We start from the raw sequence: 23,455 nt of genomic DNA on the forward strand, positions 1-23,455 counted from the left end.
GCTGACGTTTTACAGGCGTATCGTCACGGGTACGCCGGCTGCCGCGGAACAGATCTGCGACAGGGCATCCGGCAACTGCGGGCCGCCTCGGGTATCGTTCCAGTGCTGGCCATCGTAGCGGTAGTGAAAGCCGCCGCTGCGCGCCGCGACCCACAGCTCCTGCATGGCAGCCTGGCTGTTCACCACCACATGGGTGTTGTCCTCGAAAACCATCGTCAGCACATTGCCGCTGCGGCTGGTTTCGACGTCGACATCGAGCGAAGCCGCCCAGTCATCGGCCTGGCTTTCGATGCTGTTCAGCACCTGGTCGATCAACGCAAGAAATTCGGTTTCGGTCATAATCGAGCCTGCAAGATTTAGGAGTTCCCAGTGTTCCACTTGGCATTTCGCCGCATGGTCCTTCGCATTGTAGCCACGCTGCTGGCGACCGGCATGGTTGCCGCCTGCGGGTATAAGGGCCCCTTGTACATGCCGACGCCGGACGGCAAGCCGCCCTCGCGCACGCAGCCGCAGCCGCAACCGACGCCCATCCCGCCGGTGCAGTCCATTCCATGACCCCCCGATTCCCCGCGCAGCCTGAACTGGCCGGTCATCCGTACTTCCAGTTCCGCAACAATGTCCTGTACGCCGAGGACGTGCCGCTGGATCACCTGGCCGAAAAGCTGGGCACGCCGCTGTACGTATACTCGCGCGCCGCGCTCAAGGCTGCCTGGGAATCCTACCGCAATGCCGTCGGCCAGCATCCGGTGCTGGTCTGCTACGGCATGAAGGCCAATTCCAACCTGGCCGTCCTGAAGGAATTCGCGCGCCTGGGCGCGGGCTTCGACATCGTTTCCGGCGGCGAGCTCAAGCGCGCCCTGGCGGCCGGTGCGGACCCGTCCAGGATCGTATTTTCCGGCGTGGGCAAGCAGGCCTGGGAAATGCGCGCCGCGCTGGCCGCCAAGGTCAAGTGCTTCAACGTCGAGTCCGAAGCCGAACTGCGCCGGCTGTCGGAAATCGCGCATGACATGGGTCTGCGCGCGCCCGTTTCGCTGCGGGTGAATCCGGACGTGGATGCGCAGACGCATCCATACATCTCCACCGGCCTGAAGGAAAACAAGTTCGGCATCGCCATCGAATCGGCGCTGGACGTCTACCGCCTGGCCCAGTCGCTGCCGGCCCTGGAAATCGTGGGCGTGGACTGCCACATCGGTTCGCAGCTCACCGACATCAGTCCCTATTTCGACGCGCTGGAAAAGCTGCTGGACCTGATCGAAAAGCTGGATCAGGCCGGCATCCGGATCGTCCATCTGGACCTGGGCGGCGGCCTGGGCATCCGCTATACGGATGAGATCCCGCCCTCGCCCCAGGCCTTGCTGGACCGTGTCTTCGAACGCCTGAACGCGCGCGGCTTCGGCCATCTGCACCTGGTGCTGGAGCCCGGCCGCTCGCTGGTGGGCAACGCCGGCGTGCTGCTCACGCGGGTCCAGTACCTGAAGCACTCGGAAGCGCGCAACTTCGCCATCGTCGACGCCGCCATGAACGACCTGCTGCGTCCCGCGCTGTACGAAGCCTTCCACGGCGTGCGCCCCGTGCATCCGCGCGCGGGCGACGAAACCCTATACGACATCGTCGGCCCGGTCTGCGAAAGCGCCGACTGGCTGGCCCGGCAGCGCAAGCTTGCTCTCCAACAGGGCGACCTGCTGGCGGTGGAGTCCGCGGGCGCCTACAGCATGGCCATGGCCAGCAATTACAACGCCCGCCCCCGCGCGGCGGAAGCCATGGTCGACGGTGACAAGTACTACGTCGTGCGCCAGCGCGAAACGCTGGACGACCTGCTCAAGGGCGAATCCACGCTGCCCTGAGGGGCTGCCGCCATCCGCGGCGCGGACCGCGCGCCGCATAGGGGCGCGATGCCGCTCATTTCACTCGAACTCATGCGTGATGGAAACCGGCCGGCCCGGCGCTACTGTCAGGGTCATGCGGTAATCGCCCGCTGATGCGTTGCGCACCGTCACCTGGTAACGGCCTGGCGGCAGGGACAGTTCGCGCAGCGGCGGGCTGACGCCGCGCGAGCGGCCATTGACCACCACCTCTCCCCACGGACGCACGGCCACGCGCACCGTGACAGGCGCCGCCTGAGGCGGCGGCGTCGCGGGCGCGGCGGGCTCTGACGCGGCGGGGGCCGCCGCGGCTTCAGGCTCAGGGGCGCTATCTGGCTTCGGGCTGGCGGACGGCATGGTGGAGCCAGTGGCTGCGGCCTGCGGCGGCGAGGCTGGTAGGGCCGCGGCGGGGGAATCCGGCGGGGTCGGTGGAGTCGGCGCGGGCGCGGGTTGCGGCTGTGGTTCCGACGGCGGCAGGGGTTGCGGCGGCGGTTGGGACGGTGGCTCCGATTGGGGCTGGGGTTGCTGCTGAGCTTGAGGCGGCGCCACGCCAGCCAGCTCCACCGGCGGCTGTGCCGGCCGCAGCCATGCATATCCCCCCGCCGCAAGCAGCAAAAGGCCCGCCACGGCCAGCGGCAGCATGCGCCGCGCGCGCGTCGGGTGTTCCGGCCGCATCGCGGTCAGGCGAGCGGCGGCCGGCGGCGGATCGGCAAGGTCGCCGGCGGGCGTCTCCATCATCAATGAAGGCGCGGTCATGTCCGGCTCCGGATCCTCCACAGGAGCGGCCACAGAAACCGCCGCAGGAGCCGGCACCGCCGGCGGGATCACGCCCATCGCCGCAGCAAGCGCCACGGCTGTCCGCGGCCTCGCCTGCGCCTCCATCGCCAGGCCCTCGTCCACGGCGGCGCAGAAGGCCGCCCGATAGGCGCCCGGATGCCACTCATCCAGAGGCGGGCAATCGTCGCGTACACGGCGCGCCAGCGCGCCTGGAGGGGCCGCGCCCGTCGCCAGGAAGTACGCCAGCGCCGCCAGCCCGTACACGTCCGTCCAGGGGCCGCAAGAATGCCCCGGATCGTCCGTGTACTGTTCGAACGCGGCGTAACCGGCATGTCGCGCTGCGTCTTCGTCATCGGGCGCCACATCGAAAGGCGGCGCCAGGACGGCAAAACCCTGCCCGTCGCGTACCACGGCATCTGGGCAAATGCCGCCATGCGCCCGGCCGCCTTCGTGCATGGCGGCCAGGGACGCGGACAGGCCGGCGACCACTCGCAGGATCTCCTGTTCACGCAGCCGCCCGGGCGGCAGGCGCAGGATATCGTCCAGGCGCTCCACATCTGGCGCGGCCGGGAAGCCCCCCGCGCCCGGTCCAGGCGGCACAGCTGAAGTTCGTAGCATGCGCGGTCCTCCGGCAGATTCAGGGATGCCAGGTCGGCAGGGATGAGAACAGCCTGGCGAACAGCGTCGCGTTCAGCGCGCCGCCATGGATGTAGGTCTGCAAGGCCGCGCCGTCCGCCTGGTTGGTCCACCAATAGCTGGTGTGGGAACTGGGGTTGAAGCAGAACGGCAGGTCGGGCCAGGCGCCCAGCGCGCGGCGCGCCAGCGGCGCGGAATCCTGCTCGCGGCCGGCGCTCAGGATGTCCATGATGTCGCTGCCGCCGCGCGGCGCGGCGGCGCCCGGCGCTGCGGCAGGCGTACGCACCTGCTGCAGGCTGCGGTCGAACTGCTCCGCCGGGCAGCCATGGCGCACCGCCGCCAGCATGCTGGCGCCGATCTGCCGGTAGTAGTCGCTGGCGCCATCCAGGATGCTGCTGTGGTACTGCGCGGGCGGTACGGCCATGACCACGCACAGCGGGTAGCCCCGGCCCACCCGGTCGCGGCTGGGCGTGATGCAGCCCAGCTGTGCGACACCCGCGCCCGGCCCGGCGGGAATCGCGAAATTCCAGATGGGCGCCGACGCGAAACCGCGCGCGGCATTGACGTCCGGCGCCTGCTTCAGCGCCGCCAGCCCGAACTGCAGCCAGCGGTCCCACCAGGTGATCAGCTCGCGCGGCAGGCGCCGGTGCACGAAGTCGCCCGCCGCCGGAATCTTGCCGTACCAGCCCACACGCCCACGCTCCACTGCTAGCTCCATGTCCATGTCCTGTTCACGACGCGCCCGGGCAGGCGAACGCCTGCATCTCGGCCAGATGGAAAGGGCTCTTGACGCTGCTGGCGGTGATCTCCAGCACCACCTTGCGCCCGCCCAGATCGAATGTGGCCAGCGTGACCTCCGGCGTGGCCCCCCGCCGCAGCTGGGCGCGGTCCAGCATGCGGTTCAGCGCCCAGGGGCCCGACGTGGTCATGCCAGCCGCGCCGACCTGCGGCGTGAGCTCGATGCGCACCTGGTTGCTGCCGCGCGGACCGGGCCACTGCACCGTGGTCGCCACCTGCGGACCATGCGCGTAGCGCACCGCCTGGCCATCCACGTCCATCACGAACTGGGTAATGCCCGCGTCCATTTCCACGGGCCTGATGGCCACCCGATACGAGGGCATGGGGTTGCCCGCCATGAAATACACGTCGCGGATCACGCCCGCGCGCTGGAACGCGTCCAGCGTGGTGGAGTTCTCCCCCGACTTGCCGTCGATGCCGGGCTTGAAGCGCCAGCGCTGTCCGGAAACGTCGATCTGGTTCGCCAGGTTCTTCTGGAAGAAGTCGTCCATCAGGCCATTGGGCCCGAACAGCCGCGCCATATCGTTGGGCGCCACGTCGCGCGCCGAACGGCTCGAAAACGGATAGCGTCCGGCCACGGACTGGCCGCAGAACATGCCGATGGTGGCGGACACGGTCTCGCCCATGCGCGCGCGGGCCACGTCGGACACCTCGCCGGACGCGTTCACCGACAGCGAGTTGAGCACGTCGCGCAGCGGCCCTGGCAAGCGGCCCGCCTCGGCCCTCAGCTTGGTCACGGAATCCGAGCTGGGCGCGGGGCTGCCGCTGCGCAAGGCCGCATCCGCCGCCGTCAGATAGGTATAGAGCTCGTTGATGAGGCCGGTGGTAGCTGCGATCGGCGAGGTGGCGCCGGCCGCCGCGCCCTCGCCTTCGGCCAGCCGCCGGTACGGCTCGAAATGCTGGTCTACGATGCGCTCCAGCTTCTCGTCGGTGGCGTCGGCCCGCATGGCCGCGCCGGGCCCGGTTGGCCCGAACATCTGCTCCAGCGCCTCGCGCGTGCTGCTGACGCGGTCGCGTGCCTGGTCCACCAGCGAGCGGTCATCCTTGCCGGTATCGCGCAGCAAGGAGGTCTCGCGCGCAACGCCGCGCACCAGCTGCACCAGCGGAGACTCCGGCGCGGACAAGGTGCGCGCCATCTGGATGTTCTGCAGCAGCGACTTGCTGGGCGCCAGCTGCATATCGTTCAGATAGCCGTCCCACTGCGCTACGTAGTCGTTCATGTACAAGCGCTTGATGTCGACCACCAGCTGGCGTTGCGCAGTCTGGTCCAGCTGGCTGCGCAACGGGATGTTCAGGATCCACGCATCATCCGAACGCAGCACCTCGGCCACGCCGGTCACGCGCTTGTTGAACACGTCCCAATAGCCGCGATAGCTGTAGAGCGCGGGAATGCCCTGGCTCAACGGCTTGCCGCTCTTGCGCACGAAGACGGCGCTGGCCTGCGCGCCGCCCAGGGTCACCACCGTGATCTCGGGCGCCGCGTCGGCGTTGGCCAGGGTGCGGCGCAGCCGGCTGTAGGCGCGTTGCGCCAGCGTGTAGCGCGCCAGCTTCTCGCGCGCCTGGGCCACCAGCGCGTCGTCCTTGGGAAACGGCGACGCAAGCACGTGGCTCTGCGTCAGGTTGCGCAGGTGCAGCGACAGCTGCTCATACTGGCGCCGCGTGTAGCCTTCAGGCAGGGTGGCCTGCATGTCCGAGAGCAGCCACGCATGCATGAACTCCGCGTCGTAGCGTTCGGCCTCGTACAGCATCAGATAGGCCCGCAGCGCCTCGTAGGAATACTCCAGGTCGCTGGCCGAGGCGTCGCGCAGGGCGGTCTCGACGCGCCGCGCCACCTGCGGCAGCAGCACCTGGTCCAGCGTGTTGCCGTACACGCCCTGCGCCGCCGCCCGCAGCTTCTGGCCCTGGTAGAGGCCATAGCGATAGCTCAGGGGCGGATTGTCGATCTCGAAGCCCTCGTGCTGGGGCAGGTACCAGAGGCTGTCCAGGAACGGCATCAGCCCCAGCAGGTCGCCGGTGCGCGTGATCTTGATGTCGCGGCTAAGCTTCTCCACCGCCGGCACCCGCCGCGCCACCTCTTCCACGTAATCGGCGTTGTTGCGATAGCTCATCGTCCAACCCGCGACCAAAGCCAGGAAGGCCGCTGTCACCAGGCCGTACCCCGCCCAGTGCAACTGCCGATAGCGGCGTTCCCAACGCAGGTTGCGGCTGGCCAGGCCGGCCTCGCGGAAGATGACGTCCTGCAGCAGGTTCTTCAGGAAGTAGCTGCGTCCTTCCGCCTCGCCCGGCACGCTGGCCGCGGGCGCGGCGCCGCCGTCGATGCGCAGGTAGCGCTTCAGATGGCCAGTCACCTGGTCGAAGGTCTCTCCGCCCTGCGTGCCGCTGGTGAAGTAGACGCCTCGCGGAATGACCCGCGCCTCGAATTTCGAAGTCGCGAACACATCGCTCAGGAAATGGCCCAGGATGGCCTGCAGGCCCGCGAACTGCTGCGGCAACATGTAGGCAAGCGCGCGCCGCGCAGGATCGCTCTCGGCCGCCACCACTTCAGGCAAGGCGTCATCCAACCGCCGCTGCAACAGCGCATACTCTTCATGAAAGGCTTCATACAGGTCGAAACCCGGCTCCTGCGCGCGCGCATACGGCAAGGTAAAGCCCCAGATCTGCGCCAGCTCCTCTCGGGTAAAGGAAGCGAAGTACTCTTCGAAACCGGACAGCAGATCCGTCTTGGTCACCAGCACATACACCGGGAATGCGATGCCCAGCTGCTCGCGCAATTCCTGCAGGCGGCGTCGCAGCACAGCCGCATGCTGCGCCCGTTCCGCATCCGACGCCGACAGCAGGTCTTCGACGCTGACAGTGAGCATGGCGCCGTTGATGGGCTGGCGGCCGCGGTACTTGGACAGCAGGCCGAGAAAGCCGCGCCACTCTTCTTCGTCGCCGGTCGGATCGCTTTCGTGCGTGGTGTAGCGCCCCGCCGTGTCCAGCAACACGGCATCGTCAGTGAACCACCAGTCGCAATTGCGCGTGCCGCCCACGCCACGCAAGGCCACCTTGCCGTAGCGTTCGGCCAGAGGAAAATTCAAGCCTGAATTCACCAGCGCGGTGGTCTTGCCCGCGCCCGGCGCGCCGATGATCACGTACCAGGGCAGCTGATACAGGTACTGCTTGGAGAACCGGTCCAGCGCGCCGCGCCTGCCGCGGCTCTCGAAGCGGGTCTTGCGCAGCAGTTCCACGGCCTCGTGAAAGCGCGCCTCCAGCTGGCGTATCTCGTCGTTGCCGGCGGCTTCCTCCAGCGGCTTTTCCGCCTTGGGCCGGGGCCGCCGCAACTGGCTCAGCAGCTGCGCGTTCAAGCGCCCTTCGCGCCATTTTCGCCACAACAGCCGCAGCAGCCAGATCGCGAACATCGCCACGATGACGGCGATGCGCACCGTTTCGCTTTCCAGCGGGCGCACCGTGCCGATGGCGATCAGCGGCCCCGCGATCCAGATCAGCACCGCCAGGGCCACCAGCCCCAGGAAGTTCCACACGCGGCGGCTGAAGAACCATCCGAACAGCCTGTAGATCATTCCTGTCCTCCCTGCTCGTGCCCCACCGGCGGCACCAGCACCGTGATCTCCACCCGCCGGTTCAGCGCGCGGCCCGCGGCCGTGTCATTGGGCGCCACCGGATCAGCGTCGCCGCGCCCTTCCGCGCGCACGCGGGCCGTCTGGTCCAGGCGTTGCTCCAGCATGTCCTTGACCGCATCCGCGCGCGCCTGCGACAAATGCCAGTTGGACGGAAAGCGTGCGCTGCGCATCGGCGTGTTGTCGGAGTAGCCGCGCACCAGGATGCTGCCCTGCGTCTCGCGCAAGGCATCGGCCACGCGCGACAGCACCGGCAGGTACTGGTCGCGCACGGAACTGGCGCCAGATTCGAATACGCCGTCGCCCCGCAGCACCACCACGCTGCGGTCCACCTCATCGCGCACGGTGACCAACTGGTCGCGGATCTCGGGCGCCAGGAACACCGCCAGCCGCGGCGCGGGCGCGGGCCGCTTCACGGCGGTCGGGGCGATCTGCACCGTGGGCGGACGCAGCTTGGCGATGGACGCGAACACGCCGTCGGACTCGCTGCCCAGACGCCAGCCCAGGCCCCAGTACAGGGCCAGCGCCAGGACGGCTGCCAACGCGCCGAACACCCACAGCGGCACGGGCAGGCGGCGCAATGGCGTCTGCGCCGGCTCGTCGCGCCAATGCGGAGACAGCGCCAGCGGATAATCGCCGCGCGCGCCGCGCAGGATGCGCAAGAGGCGCTGGCGCAGCGTTTCCAGCTGCGAGCGGCCGTTGTCGATCACGCGGTAGCGCCCTTCGAAGCCCAGCAGCAGGCAGTAATACAGCAACTCCAGCAGATCCAGGTGCTGCCCGGGGTTCTGCGACAGCTTGGCCAGCAGCTGGAAGAACTTTTCTCCGCCCCAGGTCTCGTTGTGGAACGTGACCAGCAGGCTGTGCGCGGACCACACGCCGCCCCCGCCCCATGGCGTGAGCGCCGCGGCCTCGTCCAGCGCCGTGCACAGGCAGTAGCGCGCGCCCAGTATGGTTTCGTTGGGGATGCCCGCCTGCTGCGCGCGCAGCTCGAACTGCCGCACTTCGTCCAGCAGGTGCTCGCGCAGCATCGCAGGCGAGGGATGCGTCGCCGTGGCGCGGATCTGCGGGATCAGGTCCAGCAGCGGGTTGGCCGCCGCCACCAGCGGATTGGCGCCGCTGATGACGTAATCGTGGGGACGCAGCCTGCCCGCCGTATTGGCAGCGCCTTCGCCGATGCCGCCCGGAGGGCCGGCCAGCGTGTGATCCGAAGCATGCATAGTTGTCTCCGCCTGGTTTGGCCGCGCTCAGTCGCGCAGCGCCCAGAACTCCATCGTCAGCCCGGGAAAATCGCCCGCCAGATGCAACGCCAGCGCGCCGGTGCGCTCCAGCTGCTTCCAGAATTCGCCGCTCTTATCCAGTTCGAAATAGACATGTCCGGCGCTGTACGGAATCTGTCGCGGCGCCACGGGCAGCGCGCGCACGGCGACGCCCGGCAATTGCAGGTGCACCAGGTCGCGGATGCGTTCCACCGGACCGATCTTGACCTGCGCCGGAAAGCGCGCCCGCACGGTCTCCACGCCCAGGTCCGCATGCACCGCCAGCACGAAGCCGGCCGACTGCAACAGTTCCGCGTCCTGGATCTGCGCCACGCGCACGCCCTGGCCGCGGTCCTGCAGCGGTATCTGCAAGGCGCGCTGCTCCAGCACGGCCGACAGGGAGCGGCGCAGCTCGTTCATCAAAGGCGTGAAGCTGCCCTGCAGATCATCGTGCACGTAGTCCGGCAGCACACCGGGCCGGCGCGTGGCGGACGTGAAGGTGGCCAGGTCGCAGGCCAGCATCAGCCAGTCGTGGAACAGGCGTTCGGGATGCTGCGCCGGAAGCTGCCGCGCATGCCAGATCGAACCCATATAGCGGTTGACGGTTTCCAGCAGCATGAAGTCCGACACCTCGGAAACGCCGCCGCGGCCGGGCTGCGACAGGCGCGAGGCCAGCGCCTCGCTGCGCGCGTCGAGCAGCCCCTGCAGTTCATCGACGAAGCCCCGCAGAACCGGATGCTCGCCCGCCGCCAGCCACGGCGCCACATAGCCTTCGTCCAGCACCACCCGGTTGTCTGAACGCCGCTCCAGCACGCGCGCCACGCCCAGGCCGAGCCAGTCGTCGGTGAGTTCGTCTTCCAGCATCAACCGCAGCCGCAAGCGTCCGAGCTGCATCAGGACGGGTTCCAGCGCCACGGAGCCGCTGTCTTCCACTTCGGCCTCGTGCACCAGATAGCGCGCCAGCGTGTCTTCCTCGCCTTCGTAGATGACGTCGCTGGCGCCGGCGCGCACGCGCGGCAGGGCCAGCACGATGCGCGCGCCGCGCGTCTGCGCCGGTACTTCGAACGCCGCGGGCGCCGCGTCCGGATGCGAGAAATCGAAAGGCGTGCCGTCGGGCATGACGCCTTGCGCCCGGGTCAGCGCCACCTTGCCGATCGCCAGCGCGTCGCGGTCCAGCGACAGCAGGCCAAAGCCCCAGAAGCATCCCTGAAGCGTGGCTGCGCGCTGCTGCGCGGTATGCAGCATATGGCGTTCAAACTGCTGGAAATGCTGCGGCCGCAGGAACATGCCCTCCGACCAGATCACTTTGTCTCTACTCACCATGTGCGGTTCTCTTCGCTTCTAAAAGGGCCACCACGAACGGCTGCGATCCACTTCTTCCAGCCCGTCGCGCTTGACCGCGACCTTCACCGTCTCCTCGTTCGGCGAAAACTGCCAGACCTTGTAGATGTTGGTGTTCTGCGCCTCGGGCAACGACACCAGCAGCCGCCACTTGCTTTGCTCCAGTTCGCGATAGGCCGCCACCACGCCCACCACGCGCGCCTCGGCGTTGCCTGGGTACTGCACCACCTTGGTTTCACCCGGTTTCAGGATGACCTGGTCGACATTGAGCAGCTCCGCGCCCAGCGCCGCATGCGCATCGCCCTGCAAGGTGAAGAAGTCGCGCGATTCGAAGATGCTGGCCGATTTCAGTTCATAGATCGTCACCTGCACCGGCGAGGGCCTGCCGCTGGCGTTCTGGTTCACTTTCGGATCCGCGCGCAGTTCGATCGCGTACGGCACGGGCACTCGCTTGGCCGTCGACGAGCATGCCGCGAGCATCGCCGCCGTCAACGCAGCCGCGAGAATCGCCGCGGTGCGCCGCCGTCCCGTCGGAATCACTCGTAGGCATGGACCGTTCATAAGACCTCGGAAATAAAAGTACACACGTCTGTTACGCCGCGACGCATACCTTGCACGGCGGGCCGCTATCATCGGCGGAATGACCAGGCCTACACACTCCGAACGACACGCCCGCGCCATGAAACAGTCCGCACGCATTTGCTTGATATCCACGCTCGCGCTGCTTGCAGCCTGTGCTTCCACCCCATCGCCGCAAGCCGTGGAAGCGCTGCAGCAGGTGCGCGACGAATATGCCGCCAGCCGCTTCGGAGCCGTCGTGCGCACGGTGGCGACTTCCGACGCGCTTGCCACCGCGCCCACGCCCATGCGGGTCGAAGCGCTCAAGCTGCAGGCCTTCAGCTACTGCGTGACCAACTATCGCCAACTGTGCGAGGACAGCTTCGCGCGCATCCTGCAGCTGCAGCCCTCGTTCCAGCTCGCGCCGAATGAGGCCGGACACCCCCAGTGGGGACCGGCATTCCAGGCGGCGCAAGCGTCCCAGATCCGTTAACGCGCCGACGGCGCCCAGGAGACAGGCGTGAAACTCACCGTGTTCCAGCGTGCCGGCGATCCGGCCTTCGAACCCATCCACGCCGTGTTCACGGCGCCCGGCGGCACGGTAGGCCGCAGTCTCGACAACCAATTGGCCCTGCCCGATCCGACGCGCGGCATCTGCCGCGTGCAGGCGGCGATCCGCGTCAACGACGAGGACGCCGGCTTTCTGCTCAACCTGAGCGACATGAGCACGGTCAGCGTCAATGGCCAGGCGCTCGCGCGCGACCAGGAAGTGCCGCTGCATCCAGGCGACGAGCTGCAGATCGGCGACTACCGGCTGCGCGCCGCAGCGGCCGCGCCCGAGGCTCCGGCGGCCAGCGCGGCCGCCGTGGTCGACGACGACATCTTCAGCGACCTGATCGGCCCCGGCACCCTGCCCGTGGGCAGCGCGCCGGACGTCTCCACACACCCCTTCGATCTGGACTCCGCGCAGGCGCGCAACCCGGAAGATCCCCTGCGCCACCTGCCGCCCGGCGACGGCGCGGTGTCGCGCCCGCCCACCGATCCCCTGGCGCTGTTCGATGCGCCGGGTGACGACACACCCAGCATCTTCTCGGACGGCACCCCGTCCGCCCTGCCCGCGCACGACGCATTGGCCGAGCACCGGGCCCATCCCGTCGACGACGCGCTGGGCCGCCCGCGCGACGCGGCAGACGGCCGCAGCGCGTCCGATCATCTGCGCGAGATCGGCGGCTACCTGCGGCCCGCGCCCGTCAAGCCAGAACCCGGCGACAAGAACCGCTGAGGCCTCAGGCGTAGTCATAACGGAACTCCCCGTCGGCGACCGACAGGCCTACTTTGCTCAGCCTGCGGTCCTGCATGGAGGCGCCCAGCAGTTCCCGGCTGATCCGGGGCAGCACGGTATTGGTCAGGACGGCATCCACCATGCGCGCCCCCGACTCCACTTCCGCGCAGCGCGCCACCACCAGCGCAGTGGCCTCGGGCGTCACCTCCAGCACGATGCCGTGCTGCTCGAGCAGGCGGCGGCCCACGCGCTCGAACTGCAGGTCCACGATGCGCGCCAGCATGGCGTCCGGCAGCGGCAGGTAGGGCACCGCCACCAGCCGCCCCAACAGCGCGGCTGGAAAGGCTTGCAGCAGCGGCTCGCGCAATGCCGCGGCCAACGCGGCGGCGTCGGGCAGCAGCTCGGGATCGCGGCATAGCGTCGCGATCCGTTCCGCGCCCACGTTGGAGGTCAGGATGATCACCGCATTGCGGAAATCGATATAGCGCCCCTCGCCGTCCTCCATCCAGCCTTTGTCAAAGACCTGGAAGAAGATCTCGTGCACATCGGCATGCGCTTTCTCCACCTCGTCCAGCAACACCACGCTGTAGGGCCGCCGGCGCACGGCCTCGGTCAGCACGCCGCCCTCGCCATACCCCACATACCCCGGCGGCGCACCCTTGAGCGTGGACACCGTGTGCGACTCCTGGAACTCGCTCATGTTGATGGTGATCAGGTTCTGCTCGCCGCCGTAAAGCGCCTCGGCCAGCGCCAGCGCGGTCTCCGTCTTGCCGACGCCGCTGGGGCCGCAGAGCAGGAACACGCCTACCGGCTTGTCCGGGTCGGTCAGGCCGGCCCGCGAAGTCTGGACGCGGCGCGCCACCGCTTCCAGGGCATCTCGCTGGCCGATCACACGCGCCGAAAGCGTGTCCGCCAGGTCCAGAACCGCGCGCGCCTCGTCCCGCAGCATGCGGCCCACGGGAATGCCGGTCCAGTCGGCCACCACTGCGGCCACGGCGGCGGCATCGACCGCGCAATGCACCATCGCGGATTCATCCTGACTGGCCGCCAGCGCTATGCGCGCCTGCGCCAGTGCGCGGCGCTGGTCTTCCTGCGCATCGGAGGAGGCGAGCTCCAGCGTCTGGCGCAAATTCAGCACCTCTCCGGCCAGCGCGCGTTCCGACTCCCAGCGCTCCGCCAGCGCCTGCTCCTCTTTCGCGGCGACGGCCTGCTCGGCCGCCAGGCGTCCGACCCGCTGCGCATCGCCCTCGCCCAGACGCAGCTCGCGTTCGGCGATGCGTTGAGCCAGCTCCAGCGCCTGTACCCGCCTGCGCGCATCCTCCAGGCTGGGCGGCGCCGCATGCTGGCTGACGGCGACGCGCGCGCAGGCCGTGTCCAGTAACGCAACGGCCTTGTCGGGCAGCTGGCGCGCTGGAATGTAGCGGTGCGACAGTGTCACCGCCGCTTCGATCGCCTCGTCCAGCAGCAGCACGCCATGATGCGCCTGCAGCGTTTCAGCCAGTCCGCGCAACATGCCGAATGCGCGCGCCTCGTCGGGCTCGTGCACCTGTATGACCTGAAAGCGGCGGCTCAATGCGGGGTCTTTCTCGATGTACTTCTTGTATTCCGACCAGGTGGTGGCGCCGATGGTGCGCAGCTCGCCGCGCGCCAGCGCCGGCTTCAACAGATTGGCCGCGTCTCCGGTCCCTGCCGCGCCGCCCGCGCCCACCAGCGTGTGGATCTCGTCGATGAACAGCACCACCGGCTTCTCGCTGGCCTGCACCTCGTCGATGACACCGCGCAGCCGCTGCTCGAATTCGCCCTTCACGCCCGCGCCCGCCTGCAGCAGGCCAATATCCAGCAGGTACAGCGCCACATCGCGCAGCTGCGGCGGCACCTCGCCTGCGGCCAGGCGCAGCGCCAGCCCTTCCACCACGGCCGTCTTGCCGACGCCGGCCTCGCCGGCCAGCAGCGGATTGTTCTGCCGCCTCCGCATCAACACGTCGATGAGCTGGCGGATTTCCTCATCGCGTCCCGAAACCGGGTCGATCTCGCCCGCGCGCGCGCGCGCCGTCAGGTCGACGGCGAACCGCGCCAGCGCGGAACCGCCCGCGTCCGGCGCCCCGGCAGCGGCAACGGGCGCAGTCTCGGCCGCGTCTTCCGGCGAGCCCTGCACGATCTCCTGCAGCTGTTCCAACAGCGTGTCCGGCGCGATGCGCGAGAACTGGGCCGACATGCCCAGCAGCACGTGACGCAGCGCATAGGTCCGCGCCAGTCCCGCCAGCAGATGGCCGCTGCGGATGCGCGCCGCGCCATAGCGCAGCGAGCCCAGCACCCAGGCCCTTTCGACCGCATGGTCGATGTGTTCGGACAGGTCGGAGACCGAGCCCGCGCCGGACGGCAGGCGGTCCAGCTCCGCCGTCAGGTCGGCCTGCAAGGCGGCCAGGTCCAGCTCGAAGCGGCGCGCGATGCGATGCAGGTCGCTGTCTTGCGCGTGCAGGATCTGATGCACCCAATGCACCAGCTCCACATAGGGGTTGCCGCGCAGCTTGCAGAACGCGGTGGCGCCCTCCAGCGTCTGGTAGAGCAGTGGATTGAGCTTGCCGAAGAGGTCGATGCGGCCGATATCGGACATGGCAGGGTGGCGCGTCACGCGCGCGTCGTCGTTGAGGTTGAGGCCGGCGCACGGCCACGTGGCGGCCTGGCGCCGCGGCTTTCGTAGTCCAGCAGAAGATCGCCCGCCTCGCCTTGCTCGGGCCGGCGCTTGCCCAGCCATGAGGACAGGCCCAGCGGACGCGCGGCGCCCAGGTTCACGCCACGCGCGTCCTCCGCGCGCAGCACCGGTCTCAGGTCCCAGGCCAGCTCCATGCCGATGTAATGCCTGACCCAATGCGTCAGCTGGCGGGCGCGTATGCCTCCCGGCAGAAAGCTCTGGTAGTCCTCCAGCGCCAGCGGGCCGATCTCGATGCGGAATTTGTGCTGGGCATCGCGCACCGCCACGCCCAGCACCGTGTCGCGCCCCAGCCCCGCAAAGCCGCCCAGGCCCAGCCGCTGGGCTGGTTCCAGGCGGATCCATTGCGGCACGAACTCGCGGATGCGCACGGGCAGGCCGAAGAACGATTGCAAGATGTGCTTGAGCCCTTCCGGGTTGCGGGTCTGTCGCGTCAGATGGCCCGCCATGTGGTACTTGGCGTGGTCCAGCACCGCGTCGCGGCGGCGCATCGACGGCTCGCCCATATGCAGCAGGCTGGCTACGTAGCGAGTGAAGCGCTCATCCTTGCGGTCCAGGCTGACCGTGCTCTGCGCGTCCGCCCAGGCGCGGTAGAACAGCAGGATGAGCCGGTGATGGAACACGTCGGCAAATGCGGACAGCGTGCGGTCCCCGTGATGCGCCAGACGCTCGCGGGCATGCTCCGTCAGGTGCAGGGGCAAGGGTCCATTGGGGCCGAACAGGCCGAAGCTGTAAATCGACAGTTCCGCGGGCCGCCCGCCCGTGGCGGCGCGCGCGGCGGCCACGGTGGACGGCGCGAACGCCATCGACGGCTCCTGCCGCAGCCGCACGGGTTCGTGGCGCGCGACCGTGTCGCGTCCCAAGGGCTTGCGCGCGCCCGATAGCGCATCGATCCAGCGCAAGGCATGGAACAGGTCATGGGCGTACGGTTCGCGTTCGACCGCGCGCCACCAATGCGCCAGCGCGCCATCAGGCGCGGCGGACGGATGGACGGGATCGGCAACGGGCTGGGCGATATCCACCGTCCTACCCCATGTGTATCTGCTTGGCGTCCACCTTCACCAGGTCGCCGCCCGTCACCACGGTGTAGGCCGCGTGCAGCCGCGCGCTCTGCTCGGCCTGGAAATCGATGGCGCCGGCGCGCACCTGGTCCATCTCGCTGACGCTGCGCTGCGACAGCCGCGCCATCAGCGTCATGCGGTCCATCACCGCCTCGTAGCTGCGGCCCACCAGACGGACTTCGCCCACCGTGGCATGCAGCTGCCTGGCCACCATGCGGATGCTGCCCGAGCGCAGCAGCAATTCGCCCTCCGCCTGCAGCGTGGTGCGTGCGGGATCGGCCTGCACGGTGACGGCGATCAGGTAGATGCGGGCGGGGTCCGGCCCGCTGATCAGCACTTCGTCGCCCGGCTGCGGCTCCAGCAGGCAGCTGGCGGCGCGCCGCACGGTCCAAACGCGGCCATCGCAGGCCACGGCATAGCTGCCGTCGTCTTCGCGGCGCAGCAGCTCGCCCAGCAGATGGACGGGGTCGTAAGCCATGCGGTTCAGATGTGCGGCGGACTTCATCACGCGCTCCTTTTAATGTGCACAGCCCCTAGACCACGGGCCGGCGTCCCATGCGGGGCTTGTAGCGGGCGACCTCGCCGCGCTGCAGGGTCGAGAGGACCAGCTCCGACATCAGGTTGATCGATACGTGGCGCGCGAAGAACTGCTCCAGCACGGCGCCAAACAGATAAGGGCTGATGCCCGAAAACGCGGTCTCGTCCACCTGCAGCGCGATGCGCACGCCGCGCCCGTGGACGATGGGGCCGGGCACGGGCAGACGGTGATGCACCGGCGTGGCGCTGACGTGCCGCAGGCCCGCGATGTGCCGGCGCACGCCCGGCTCGGCCAGGTTGCCGTACACGTGCAGCATTTCGCGCAAGGTCTGCGCGCCCTGCTCGGCGTCCAGGTCGGTCAGGCTGAGGTAGTTCAGGCCCAGGTGGCTGATCAGGTGCCAGGTGGCCGCGTTCTCGGCCAGCGCCGCGCGGGGCCGCGTGGGTCCGTGCAGCACCTTGACCGCGCGCACCGGCGCCGACACGCGCAAGGTCATGTCGGTATCGCCTCCCAGCGGCAACAGCAGCGCCAGATCGCGGTTCGTGCACAGGGTTTCCAGGGTCAGGTGGCGCAGGTCGCCCGAGAACGGCGCCTCGCGCCGGTCCACCAGCGACAGGAACACTTCGCTGCCGATGTAGCCGCTACGGGTGCCGTTGCGTTGCGCGCTATCGGACACCAGCCGCGGCTCGCGGCGCATGGAAAAGTACGCGCCGTGCTCTTCGGGATCGCTGCCCAGCGAACCGTAGAACGGCCGGAATTCCTGCTCCTGCCGCTGCGCGGCGGCATGGCCCGCGACGCGCGTCACCCCGTAGACCTCGTAGTCCAGCGGGCGGCTGCGGTCGATGACGACGTGGTACTCGGAAGTCCTGGGCGTAACCGCCACGCGGTCCGCCCGCTTGGCGAACAGGTTGATCACCGGCACGCAATGCAGCGCCAGGTTGGCGGCCGATATCGCGCCTTCCAGCTCCGGCGCTGCCATCGAGAACAGCAGAGTCAGATCGAATGCACGGGTTTCGCGCTGCGCGCCCTGGGGCATCGCGGGCGTGCGCAGCCCCTGCTTCAATCCGTTGATGCTGAAGAACAGATAACGCTGCGCGAATGCGAAATACTCTTGCAGAAGGCGATAGCCCTGGAACACGCGGGCATCGCCCGGCAGCAACGCCTGTTCGTCGGCAAAACCTTCGTGGCGCACCGCGTCCGGCGGCAGTCGGTTGATCCATGCCACCGGCCTGGCGGTGTCATGGCCCAGCACCGCCACGGTATGCCCCATCACGACTTCAAGCAGACGCTGCATTTGCAGGTCCTGGCCGTTCAGGTGGAACACCAGCTGATCGAGCTCCAGGTCCTCCAGGCGCTGCCCGCCGCAAACCTCTATCCGGATGCGCAGCGCGCTCAGCACGCGAGCGGCGCGCCCGGCCAGGCCCAGCCGCGCCAGCGGCAGATCCTGCGGCGCGGCGGTGAATTCCGCCTGCGTGACCTGCAAGGGCCACAGGCGCAGGGCGTGGCCGGTGGTGAAGTCGCAAGGCGTCTGCTCGCCGCGCGCCACGCGGCCGCGCAGCAGCGTGCCGCGCGGCAATTCAAAGCCGCCCGCCAAGGTGCCTTCGTTCATGCTGGGCGCGAACTGCACGATGGCCATCGCCGGCGTGGGCGCCAGGTAGTTGGGATAGACCACCTCCAGCAGCCGCTGCGAGAAGCGCGGAAACTCGGCATCCATCTTCATATGGATGCGGGCGGTCAGAAAGCTGAAGCCCTCCAGCAGACGCTCGACGTAAGGATCGGCGACCTCCGTGGCATTCATGCCCAGCCGCGCCGCCACCTTGGGATGGGCCTGCGCAAACTCCGCGCCCAGCTCCCGCAGATAGACCAGTTCCCGGTTGTAGTAATCCAGCAGGCGATCGTCCATCAGGCACCGCCCAGATCGCGCAGATCCATGTGGCCGCTTTCCAGGTCGATGTCCGTGCGGAACAGGAACTCGAGCGGCTGCGGCACGCACCACAGCATGCCGCGTATCTCCAGGCTCAGCACATTGTGGTGTTCCAGCGTGCCGGCATCGGACACGCAGCGCACTTCCACCGACGAGTCCAGGATGCGCGGCTCGAACGCGGAGATCGCTGCGCGGATCGACTCTTCGACGTCGATCCAGTCGATCTCCGACATGCGCTTTCCCGCCATGGCGCGCACGCCGAAGTTCACCGCCGAGGCCGCTACCGGCCGGTGCGCCGACAGGTCCTGGGACGCCTGCAGGTTGACGGTATTGAGCAGCCAGCGCAGGTCCCGCAGCACCGCCGCGCGCAGCGCCTCATGCGTCAACATGGCGTTTTCGCGCGGTTCTTCGCGCTTGGCGGGCTCGTTGTCCATCAGGCGATCCAGCAGCGACGGCTGTAACCGGTCGCGCGCCGCGCGCTGGCCGCGCGACAACGGCTCCCAATCGCGCGGACGATCGGCGTGGCCCATCACGCCAGCTCCAGGCTGCGTACCTCGAGCAGCGCGACTTCCGCGGCATCCGTCAGCCACATCTTCTGCCCCACGCCTGCGTAGGTATCGCCATGCAAGGCGCGCCAATCGGTCGTCCTGCCCAGCTTGGCCGAGTCGGACAGTTCGACCATGCGCGCGCCGGGCGCTGCCGGATAGCGCGCCGGCACCAGGCCCTGCCGCACCCGGCCGTCTTCCAGTTCGATCTCGGCCTGCGCCCAGACCAGGTCGCACAGGCCTTCCGGCGCAAGCAGACGCACGCGCTTGAGCCCGGCGAAGGGCAGCCACACGTAGCGCCCGCCCGCCAGGAACTCGAACACCGGACCAAGGCGGCTGTCGCCATCGCAGATCCATTGGAACGGCTGCGCCGTCTCTTGCGCCGCCAGTTCCAGCAGGCCGGCACGCGCGCTGGCATCCTCGAAAGCCTTGCCGCGCAGCTCGGCCGCCTGGCCTGGCGCAGTGCCGTCCAGGCGCAGCGCCGATATCATGGCCCGCAGCCAATCAGCGGGCTCGTCCAGCAGCGCGGGTTCGCCTTGCCCGGCAAGCACGGCCTCGCGCTCGCGTTCCGCCGCGATGGCGCTGGCGTAAAGCACCTGCGTCGGCCGCGCCTGCGCGTTCAGATGGCCGCAGACGTTGAGCTGCTCGGCCGCGCGCGCCCAATCCCCCTGCACCGCCAGCAGCTGGAACAGCTGGGCGCGCAGGTCCGCGTCGGCGGGCTGCCGGCGCACCTGCGCCTGCAGCTCGTCCAATTGGCCAGCCAGGCTGAGCGCGCCGAAGGGAACCGCAGCGATGGACATGGGTGTCTCCGCCCTAGCCCACTTCCTTGTTCTGCTTGATGTCCCAAGCCACCAGGCTTTCCGCGCCCTTGCCGCCCTTGTCGGTCTGCTCCCAGTACTGCTGCTTGACCTTGGCCGCCTGGAACGCGAAGTTCACCACCACGCCTTCGGCACTGCGGTCCCCGGATATCTGCACCGACGACACCAGCACGTCCTCCAGCGTGATCTTGGAGTACTCGATCTGCTCGCCGCCCGCCTTGCACATGGACAGCTCGATCTTGCTGAGGTGCTTGCCGCTGGCGCAGTGCTTCATCACGGCTGGCGCGGCCTTGTCGATGCGGGCCACTACGTGCAGATCGTTGAAGCTGGCCTTGCCCGCGCCCAGGCCGCCGCCGCTGGCCAGGTTGCCTGGCTGGGTTGCGCCCCATGAAAAGGACACGATATCGGTCCAGTCCTTGTGGTTGGCGTCCTTGGATTCACCGTTGGCGCCATCGATCTTCATGAACATATCCACTGCCACATCTGTCTCCTGGAGTTATGGGGCACGGTTGCGCCCCGACTTGTCAGCGCCACTCAGCCTTCGTTCTGTTTGAGCGAAGGCAGCTTGGAAACCAGCCGCAGCGACACCGTCAGCCCTTCCAGCTGATAGTGCGGCCGCAGGAAAAACTTGGCGGAGTAATAGCCCGGGTTGTCCTCGATCTCCTGCACCTGCACCTCGGCCGCGGCCAGCGGCTTGCGCGCCTTGGTTTCCTGCGAGGAGTTCACCGGATCGCCATCGACGTAATTCATGATCCAGTCGTTCAGCCAGCGCTCCATGTCGTCGCGTTCGCGGAACGAGCCGATCTTGTCGCGCACGATGCACTTCAGGTAATGCGCGAAGCGGCAGCATGCGAAGAGATACGGCAGGCGCGCGGCCAGCTTGGCATTGGCCGAGGCGTCGGCCTCGTAGTAGTCGTGCGGCTTTTGCAGCGACTGCGCGCCGATGAAGGCGGCGAAGTCGGAGTTCTTCCGATGCACCAGCGGCATGAAGCCGTTCTTGGCCAGTTCGGCCTCCCGCCTGTCGCTGATGGCGATCTCGGTCGGGCACTTCAGGTCCACGCCGCCGTCATCGGTGGGAAAGCTGTGGCACGGCAGGTTCTCCACCGCGCCGCCGGACTCCACGCCGCGGATGGACGTGCACCAGCCGTACAGCTTGAACGAGCGGTTCACGTTGGCCGCCATGGCATAGGCGGAATTGGTCCAGGTGTAGCGGTCGTGGTTCGCGCCGTCGGTGTCTTCCTCGAAGTCGAATTCGTCGACGGGATTGGTGCGCGCGCCGTAGGGCAGCCGCGCCAGGAAGCGCGGCATCGCCAGCCCGATGTAGCGCGAGTCCTCGGATTCGCGCAGGCTGCGCCATGCGGCGTATTCCGTGTTGGTGAAGATCTTGGTCAGGTCGCGCGGGTTGGCCAGTTCCTGCCACGAATCCATCTGCATCACGTTGGGCGAAGCCCCCGCAATGAAGGGGCAGTGCGCGGCGGATGAGATCTTGGCGATCTCGCCCAGCAGTTCCACGTCGGGCGGACTGTGGTCAAAGTAGTAGTCGCCGACCAGGCAGCCGATGGGCTCCCCGCCGAACTGGCCGTACTCTTCCTCGTACACGCGCTTGAAGATCGGGCTCTGGTCCCAGCCCACGCCCTTGTGCCGCTTGAGCGTGCGGCCCAGTTCCGACTTGGACAGGCACATCACGCGGATCTTCAGAAGTTCGTCGGTCTCGGTGTTGGTGACCAGGTAATGCAGGCCGCGCCACGCGCCCTCCAGCTGCTGGAAGTCGGGGTGGTGCATCACGCGGTTGATCTGCTCCGACATCTTGCGGTCGATCTCGGCGATGATGGCCTGGATGGTGCGGTAGGCGTCCGACGACAGGCCGACGCCGCTGTTCTCAAGCGCCTGATGCGCCAGCGTGCGCACGGCGTGTTCCACCGCCTCCTGCGCCTGCTCGGTCTTGGGCTTGAATTCCTTCTTCAGCAGGGCGGAAAGATCGTCCGCCTGCAAGGTCTCGACAGCACGCGCGTCGGCGCGTTTGGCCACTGCGGTCATGGCATTCTCCGAAAAGCGATTCAAGCGGAAATCAGGCGGCCGGGTCCGGCGCGGGGGCATCGGATGCGCGCGGCTCCTCTTGCGGCTTCGGCGCGGCCGCCAGCGCGTTCATCAGCGCTGGATTCTTGAGCACGCTGCCGATCAGTTCCTCGGCGCCGGTCTTGCCGTCCATGTAGGTCAACAGGTTCGCCAGCTGGGTGCGCGCGCTCAGCAATTCGTTCAGCGCGCCAACCTTGCGAGCGACGGTGGCCGGCGAAAAATCGTCGATGCTCTCGAATGTGACGTCCACATTCAGGTTGCCTTCGCCCGTCAGCGTGTTGGGCACCTGGAACGCCACGCGCGGCTGGATGGACCGCATGCGTTCATCGAAGTTGTCGATGTCGATGTCGAGGAACTTGCGCTCGCCCACTTCCGGCTGCGGCGTTTCGGACTTGCCGGCCAGGTCCGCCAGCACGCCCATCACGAACGGCAACTGGATCTTGCGTTCAGCGCCGTAGATCTCCACGTCGTATTCGATCTGCACCCGCGGCGCGCGGTTTCTTGCAATGAACTTCTGGCCGCTTCCCTTCAGGCTGGTCGCCATGATGTCGTCTCCTCTTGTTGGTGCGGCGGCTGGCCCGCCTTACGGTTCCTGCCGGTTCGCCTCGGACCGCGGCAGCCATGCCTCGAACTGCTCCAGCCCCTGGGGCGCCAGATTCCTGATGATGTCGTGAAAACTCATTGGGATGAGCTGCTGCGCCCTGCGGATGAGGTAAGGCGCGGGATGGCCGGGCTCGTTGGCCTCGAAGTACGCACAGACCTTGGACAGCATCGCCACGGCCTCGTCGCGCGACTGGATCGTCGCGTCCTGCCAGCGTGCGGCGTGATCCGCCGCGCTCGCGACCGGCTGCGTGGCTGGCGCCTCTGCCGCGGTCCGCGCCTCGTCGCCCGGCGCCGCGGTCGGCCTCGCGGATTGCGGATCGCGCGCCGCGTCCAGCACCAGGTCCAGCGTGCGCAGGATGGCCGCATAGTCGGGCGCCCACGCGGCGCCCAATTTGTCCGTCACGAGTTTCTGAATGCGCCGCAACGCATCGGCGGCTGAGGCCAGCGCCTGCACGTCGGCATCGCCTTGCGTCCATGCCTGGCGCAAGCGCTCGACCAGGCGCGGACGCCCGCCTGGATAGCCGTCCGCATCCTGGCGGCTGCCGTCCAGCAGCGCTTCGGTATCGCGCACGGTGAGTTGTCCATGCACGCCGCTGATCAGGCTGGCCGAACGCAGGCTGCGCGCACAGCCCTGCATGTCGCCAAAGGCCGCCAATGCGTTCATGCGCGGCATGGGATCGTCTTCCCCCACGCTGTCCAGGCGTGGATGCACCGGCTCCCAATAGCGTTCCAGGGTATCGACGGCCAGCGCCAGGCCATCGCCATAGCCGGGCAGGCCGCGGATTTCGGTCCAGGCGGAGGTCAACAGGCCAATGATGCGCAGGTCGCGGGTGCGTTCCAGCAGCGCGCGCGCCAGGCGTTCGACTTCGCGCCAGTCAGGTGGCTGCGCGGCAATGATGGTCGACCCGAACTGCTGTTCGTCGCGCCCCGCCGCGGCTTGCTGCAGTTGCAGGAAGTCGGCGTCGTATTCGAGGTCTTCCCCGCAGGGCAGACGTGAATCGAGTGTATTGAGGATGTCGGCGAATTCCATAGTCATCAGTTAAATGCCTGCTG

Annotated in this window: 21 protein-coding genes; 4 read left to right on the plus strand and 17 right to left on the minus strand. The window is 68.2% G+C overall.

All coding sequences use genetic code 11. The features are described from left to right. Nucleotides 1-9: 9 nt before the first annotated feature. Nucleotides 10-339, minus strand: coding sequence for an iron donor protein CyaY (gene cyaY, locus IB259_RS24905; RefSeq protein WP_013396958.1), 330 nt, complete (start codon nucleotides 337-339; stop codon nucleotides 10-12). A gap of 54 nt (nucleotides 340-393) precedes the next feature. Between cyaY and IB259_RS24910 the strand changes: the two genes are divergently transcribed. After that, complete coding sequence (locus tag IB259_RS24910; RefSeq protein ID WP_225590469.1) at nucleotides 394-555, plus strand: lipoprotein; 162 nt, start codon at nucleotides 394-396, stop codon at nucleotides 553-555. Next, complete coding sequence (gene lysA / locus IB259_RS24915) at nucleotides 552-1,844, plus strand: diaminopimelate decarboxylase (RefSeq protein ID WP_054457194.1); 1,293 nt, start codon at nucleotides 552-554, stop codon at nucleotides 1,842-1,844. Before IB259_RS24910 ends, lysA begins: the two co-directional genes overlap by 4 nt. A gap of 60 nt (nucleotides 1,845-1,904) precedes the next feature. Here the strand turns inward: lysA and IB259_RS24920 are convergent, their stop codons facing one another. Genes IB259_RS24920 through tssJ form a run of 6 tightly spaced genes read right to left on the minus strand, consistent with a single transcriptional unit; the run spans nucleotide 1,905 to nucleotide 10,851 of the window. Beyond that, the gene (locus IB259_RS24920; protein ID WP_192330379.1) at nucleotides 1,905-3,257 is read right to left on the minus strand and encodes a hypothetical protein; all 1,353 of its coding nucleotides are present in this window, start codon (nucleotides 3,255-3,257) and stop codon (nucleotides 1,905-1,907) included. Nucleotides 3,258-3,276: 19 nt separating this feature from the next. Continuing rightward, nucleotides 3,277-3,993 carry a type VI secretion system-associated protein TagF gene (tagF, locus tag IB259_RS24925; protein ID WP_054457308.1) on the minus strand — a complete coding sequence of 239 codons (717 nt, stop codon included), beginning with the start codon at nucleotides 3,991-3,993 and terminating at the stop codon, nucleotides 3,277-3,279. A gap of 13 nt (nucleotides 3,994-4,006) precedes the next feature. Beyond that, on the minus strand, nucleotides 4,007-7,636 hold the full coding sequence (gene tssM / locus IB259_RS24930; protein ID WP_054457198.1) for a type VI secretion system membrane subunit TssM: 3,630 nt from the start codon (nucleotides 7,634-7,636) through the stop codon (nucleotides 4,007-4,009). Next, complete coding sequence (locus IB259_RS24935) at nucleotides 7,633-8,910, minus strand: DotU family type VI secretion system protein (protein ID WP_192330381.1); 1,278 nt, start codon at nucleotides 8,908-8,910, stop codon at nucleotides 7,633-7,635. Before IB259_RS24935 ends, tssM begins: the two co-directional genes overlap by 4 nt. A gap of 27 nt (nucleotides 8,911-8,937) precedes the next feature. Then, entirely contained in the window at nucleotides 8,938-10,272 is a 1,335-nt protein-coding gene (gene tssK, locus IB259_RS24940; RefSeq protein WP_192330383.1) for a type VI secretion system baseplate subunit TssK, read from the minus strand. A gap of 18 nt (nucleotides 10,273-10,290) precedes the next feature. Then, the gene (gene tssJ, locus IB259_RS24945; protein WP_054457203.1) at nucleotides 10,291-10,851 is read right to left on the minus strand and encodes a type VI secretion system lipoprotein TssJ; all 561 of its coding nucleotides are present in this window, start codon (nucleotides 10,849-10,851) and stop codon (nucleotides 10,291-10,293) included. Between the two features lie 118 nt (nucleotides 10,852-10,969). Between tssJ and IB259_RS24950 the strand changes: the two genes are divergently transcribed. Then, nucleotides 10,970-11,341: a TssQ family T6SS-associated lipoprotein gene (locus IB259_RS24950; protein WP_054457206.1), complete on the plus strand. Its 372-nt coding sequence runs from the start codon at nucleotides 10,970-10,972 to the stop codon at nucleotides 11,339-11,341. 27 nt (nucleotides 11,342-11,368) lie between these two features. Next, on the plus strand, nucleotides 11,369-12,130 hold the full coding sequence (locus IB259_RS24955; protein ID WP_054457208.1) for an FHA domain-containing protein: 762 nt from the start codon (nucleotides 11,369-11,371) through the stop codon (nucleotides 12,128-12,130). Between the two features lie 4 nt (nucleotides 12,131-12,134). Here IB259_RS24955 and tssH read toward each other — a convergent pair whose 3' ends face one another. The 10 genes from tssH to tssA all read right to left on the minus strand — a co-directional run bounded on the left by tssH (nucleotide 12,135) and on the right by tssA (nucleotide 23,432). Next, nucleotides 12,135-14,744, minus strand: a complete 2,610-nt coding sequence (gene tssH / locus IB259_RS24960; RefSeq protein ID WP_192330418.1) for a type VI secretion system ATPase TssH — start codon at nucleotides 14,742-14,744, stop codon at nucleotides 12,135-12,137. Nucleotides 14,745-14,758: 14 nt separating this feature from the next. Continuing rightward, nucleotides 14,759-15,862 carry a type VI secretion system baseplate subunit TssG gene (tssG, locus tag IB259_RS24965; protein WP_192330385.1) on the minus strand — a complete coding sequence of 368 codons (1,104 nt, stop codon included), beginning with the start codon at nucleotides 15,860-15,862 and terminating at the stop codon, nucleotides 14,759-14,761. A gap of 4 nt (nucleotides 15,863-15,866) precedes the next feature. Beyond that, nucleotides 15,867-16,406, minus strand: a complete 540-nt coding sequence (locus tag IB259_RS24970; RefSeq protein WP_119449735.1) for a DUF3540 domain-containing protein — start codon at nucleotides 16,404-16,406, stop codon at nucleotides 15,867-15,869. 28 nt (nucleotides 16,407-16,434) lie between these two features. After that, complete coding sequence (tssF, locus tag IB259_RS24975; protein WP_175160047.1) at nucleotides 16,435-18,339, minus strand: type VI secretion system baseplate subunit TssF; 1,905 nt, start codon at nucleotides 18,337-18,339, stop codon at nucleotides 16,435-16,437. Next, the gene (tssE, locus tag IB259_RS24980; RefSeq protein ID WP_192330387.1) at nucleotides 18,339-18,890 is read right to left on the minus strand and encodes a type VI secretion system baseplate subunit TssE; all 552 of its coding nucleotides are present in this window, start codon (nucleotides 18,888-18,890) and stop codon (nucleotides 18,339-18,341) included. Before tssE ends, tssF begins: the two co-directional genes overlap by 1 nt. Then, complete coding sequence (locus IB259_RS24985) at nucleotides 18,890-19,705, minus strand: type VI secretion system accessory protein TagJ (protein WP_119449737.1); 816 nt, start codon at nucleotides 19,703-19,705, stop codon at nucleotides 18,890-18,892. Before IB259_RS24985 ends, tssE begins: the two co-directional genes overlap by 1 nt. Nucleotides 19,706-19,718: 13 nt before the next feature. Further along, on the minus strand, nucleotides 19,719-20,186 hold the full coding sequence (locus tag IB259_RS24990) for a type VI secretion system tube protein Hcp (protein ID WP_088607795.1): 468 nt from the start codon (nucleotides 20,184-20,186) through the stop codon (nucleotides 19,719-19,721). Nucleotides 20,187-20,257: 71 nt separating this feature from the next. Further along, nucleotides 20,258-21,760, minus strand: coding sequence for a type VI secretion system contractile sheath large subunit (tssC, locus tag IB259_RS24995; RefSeq protein ID WP_059379448.1), 1,503 nt, complete (start codon nucleotides 21,758-21,760; stop codon nucleotides 20,258-20,260). Nucleotides 21,761-21,791: 31 nt separating this feature from the next. Continuing rightward, complete coding sequence (tssB, locus tag IB259_RS25000) at nucleotides 21,792-22,343, minus strand: type VI secretion system contractile sheath small subunit (protein WP_054457219.1); 552 nt, start codon at nucleotides 22,341-22,343, stop codon at nucleotides 21,792-21,794. Between the two features lie 39 nt (nucleotides 22,344-22,382). Beyond that, nucleotides 22,383-23,432: a type VI secretion system protein TssA gene (tssA, locus tag IB259_RS25005; protein WP_192330420.1), complete on the minus strand. Its 1,050-nt coding sequence runs from the start codon at nucleotides 23,430-23,432 to the stop codon at nucleotides 22,383-22,385. Nucleotides 23,433-23,455 lie beyond the last annotated feature (23 nt).

The organism is Achromobacter sp. ACM04, from assembly GCF_014851465.1.
Classification (GTDB): Bacteria; Pseudomonadota; Gammaproteobacteria; order Burkholderiales; family Burkholderiaceae_B; genus Achromobacter; species Achromobacter aegrifaciens.

Coding starts and splice junctions, on each gene's coding strand:
- cyaY (WP_013396958.1), bottom strand. CDS start 339: ATGACCGAAACCGAATTTCTTGCGTTGATCGACCAGGTGCTGAACAGC.
- IB259_RS24910 (WP_225590469.1), top strand. CDS start 394: ATGGTCCTTCGCATTGTAGCCACGCTGCTGGCGACCGGCATGGTTGCC.
- lysA (WP_054457194.1), top strand. CDS start 552: ATGACCCCCCGATTCCCCGCGCAGCCTGAACTGGCCGGTCATCCGTAC.
- IB259_RS24920 (WP_192330379.1), bottom strand. CDS start 3,257: ATGCTACGAACTTCAGCTGTGCCGCCTGGACCGGGCGCGGGGGGCTTC.
- tagF (WP_054457308.1), bottom strand. CDS start 3,993: ATGGAGCTAGCAGTGGAGCGTGGGCGTGTGGGCTGGTACGGCAAGATT.
- tssM (WP_054457198.1), bottom strand. CDS start 7,636: ATGATCTACAGGCTGTTCGGATGGTTCTTCAGCCGCCGCGTGTGGAAC.
- IB259_RS24935 (WP_192330381.1), bottom strand. CDS start 8,910: ATGCATGCTTCGGATCACACGCTGGCCGGCCCTCCGGGCGGCATCGGC.
- tssK (WP_192330383.1), bottom strand. CDS start 10,272: ATGGTGAGTAGAGACAAAGTGATCTGGTCGGAGGGCATGTTCCTGCGG.
- tssJ (WP_054457203.1), bottom strand. CDS start 10,851: ATGAACGGTCCATGCCTACGAGTGATTCCGACGGGACGGCGGCGCACC.
- IB259_RS24950 (WP_054457206.1), top strand. CDS start 10,970: ATGAAACAGTCCGCACGCATTTGCTTGATATCCACGCTCGCGCTGCTT.
- tssH (WP_192330418.1), bottom strand. CDS start 14,744: ATGTCCGATATCGGCCGCATCGACCTCTTCGGCAAGCTCAATCCACTG.
- IB259_RS24970 (WP_119449735.1), bottom strand. CDS start 16,406: ATGAAGTCCGCCGCACATCTGAACCGCATGGCTTACGACCCCGTCCAT.
- tssF (WP_175160047.1), bottom strand. CDS start 18,339: ATGGACGATCGCCTGCTGGATTACTACAACCGGGAACTGGTCTATCTG.
- tssE (WP_192330387.1), bottom strand. CDS start 18,890: ATGGGCCACGCCGATCGTCCGCGCGATTGGGAGCCGTTGTCGCGCGGC.
- IB259_RS24985 (WP_119449737.1), bottom strand. CDS start 19,705: ATGTCCATCGCTGCGGTTCCCTTCGGCGCGCTCAGCCTGGCTGGCCAA.
- IB259_RS24990 (WP_088607795.1), bottom strand. CDS start 20,186: ATGAAGATCGATGGCGCCAACGGTGAATCCAAGGACGCCAACCACAAG.
- tssC (WP_059379448.1), bottom strand. CDS start 21,760: ATGACCGCAGTGGCCAAACGCGCCGACGCGCGTGCTGTCGAGACCTTG.
- tssB (WP_054457219.1), bottom strand. CDS start 22,343: ATGGCGACCAGCCTGAAGGGAAGCGGCCAGAAGTTCATTGCAAGAAAC.
- tssA (WP_192330420.1), bottom strand. CDS start 23,432: ATGGAATTCGCCGACATCCTCAATACACTCGATTCACGTCTGCCCTGC.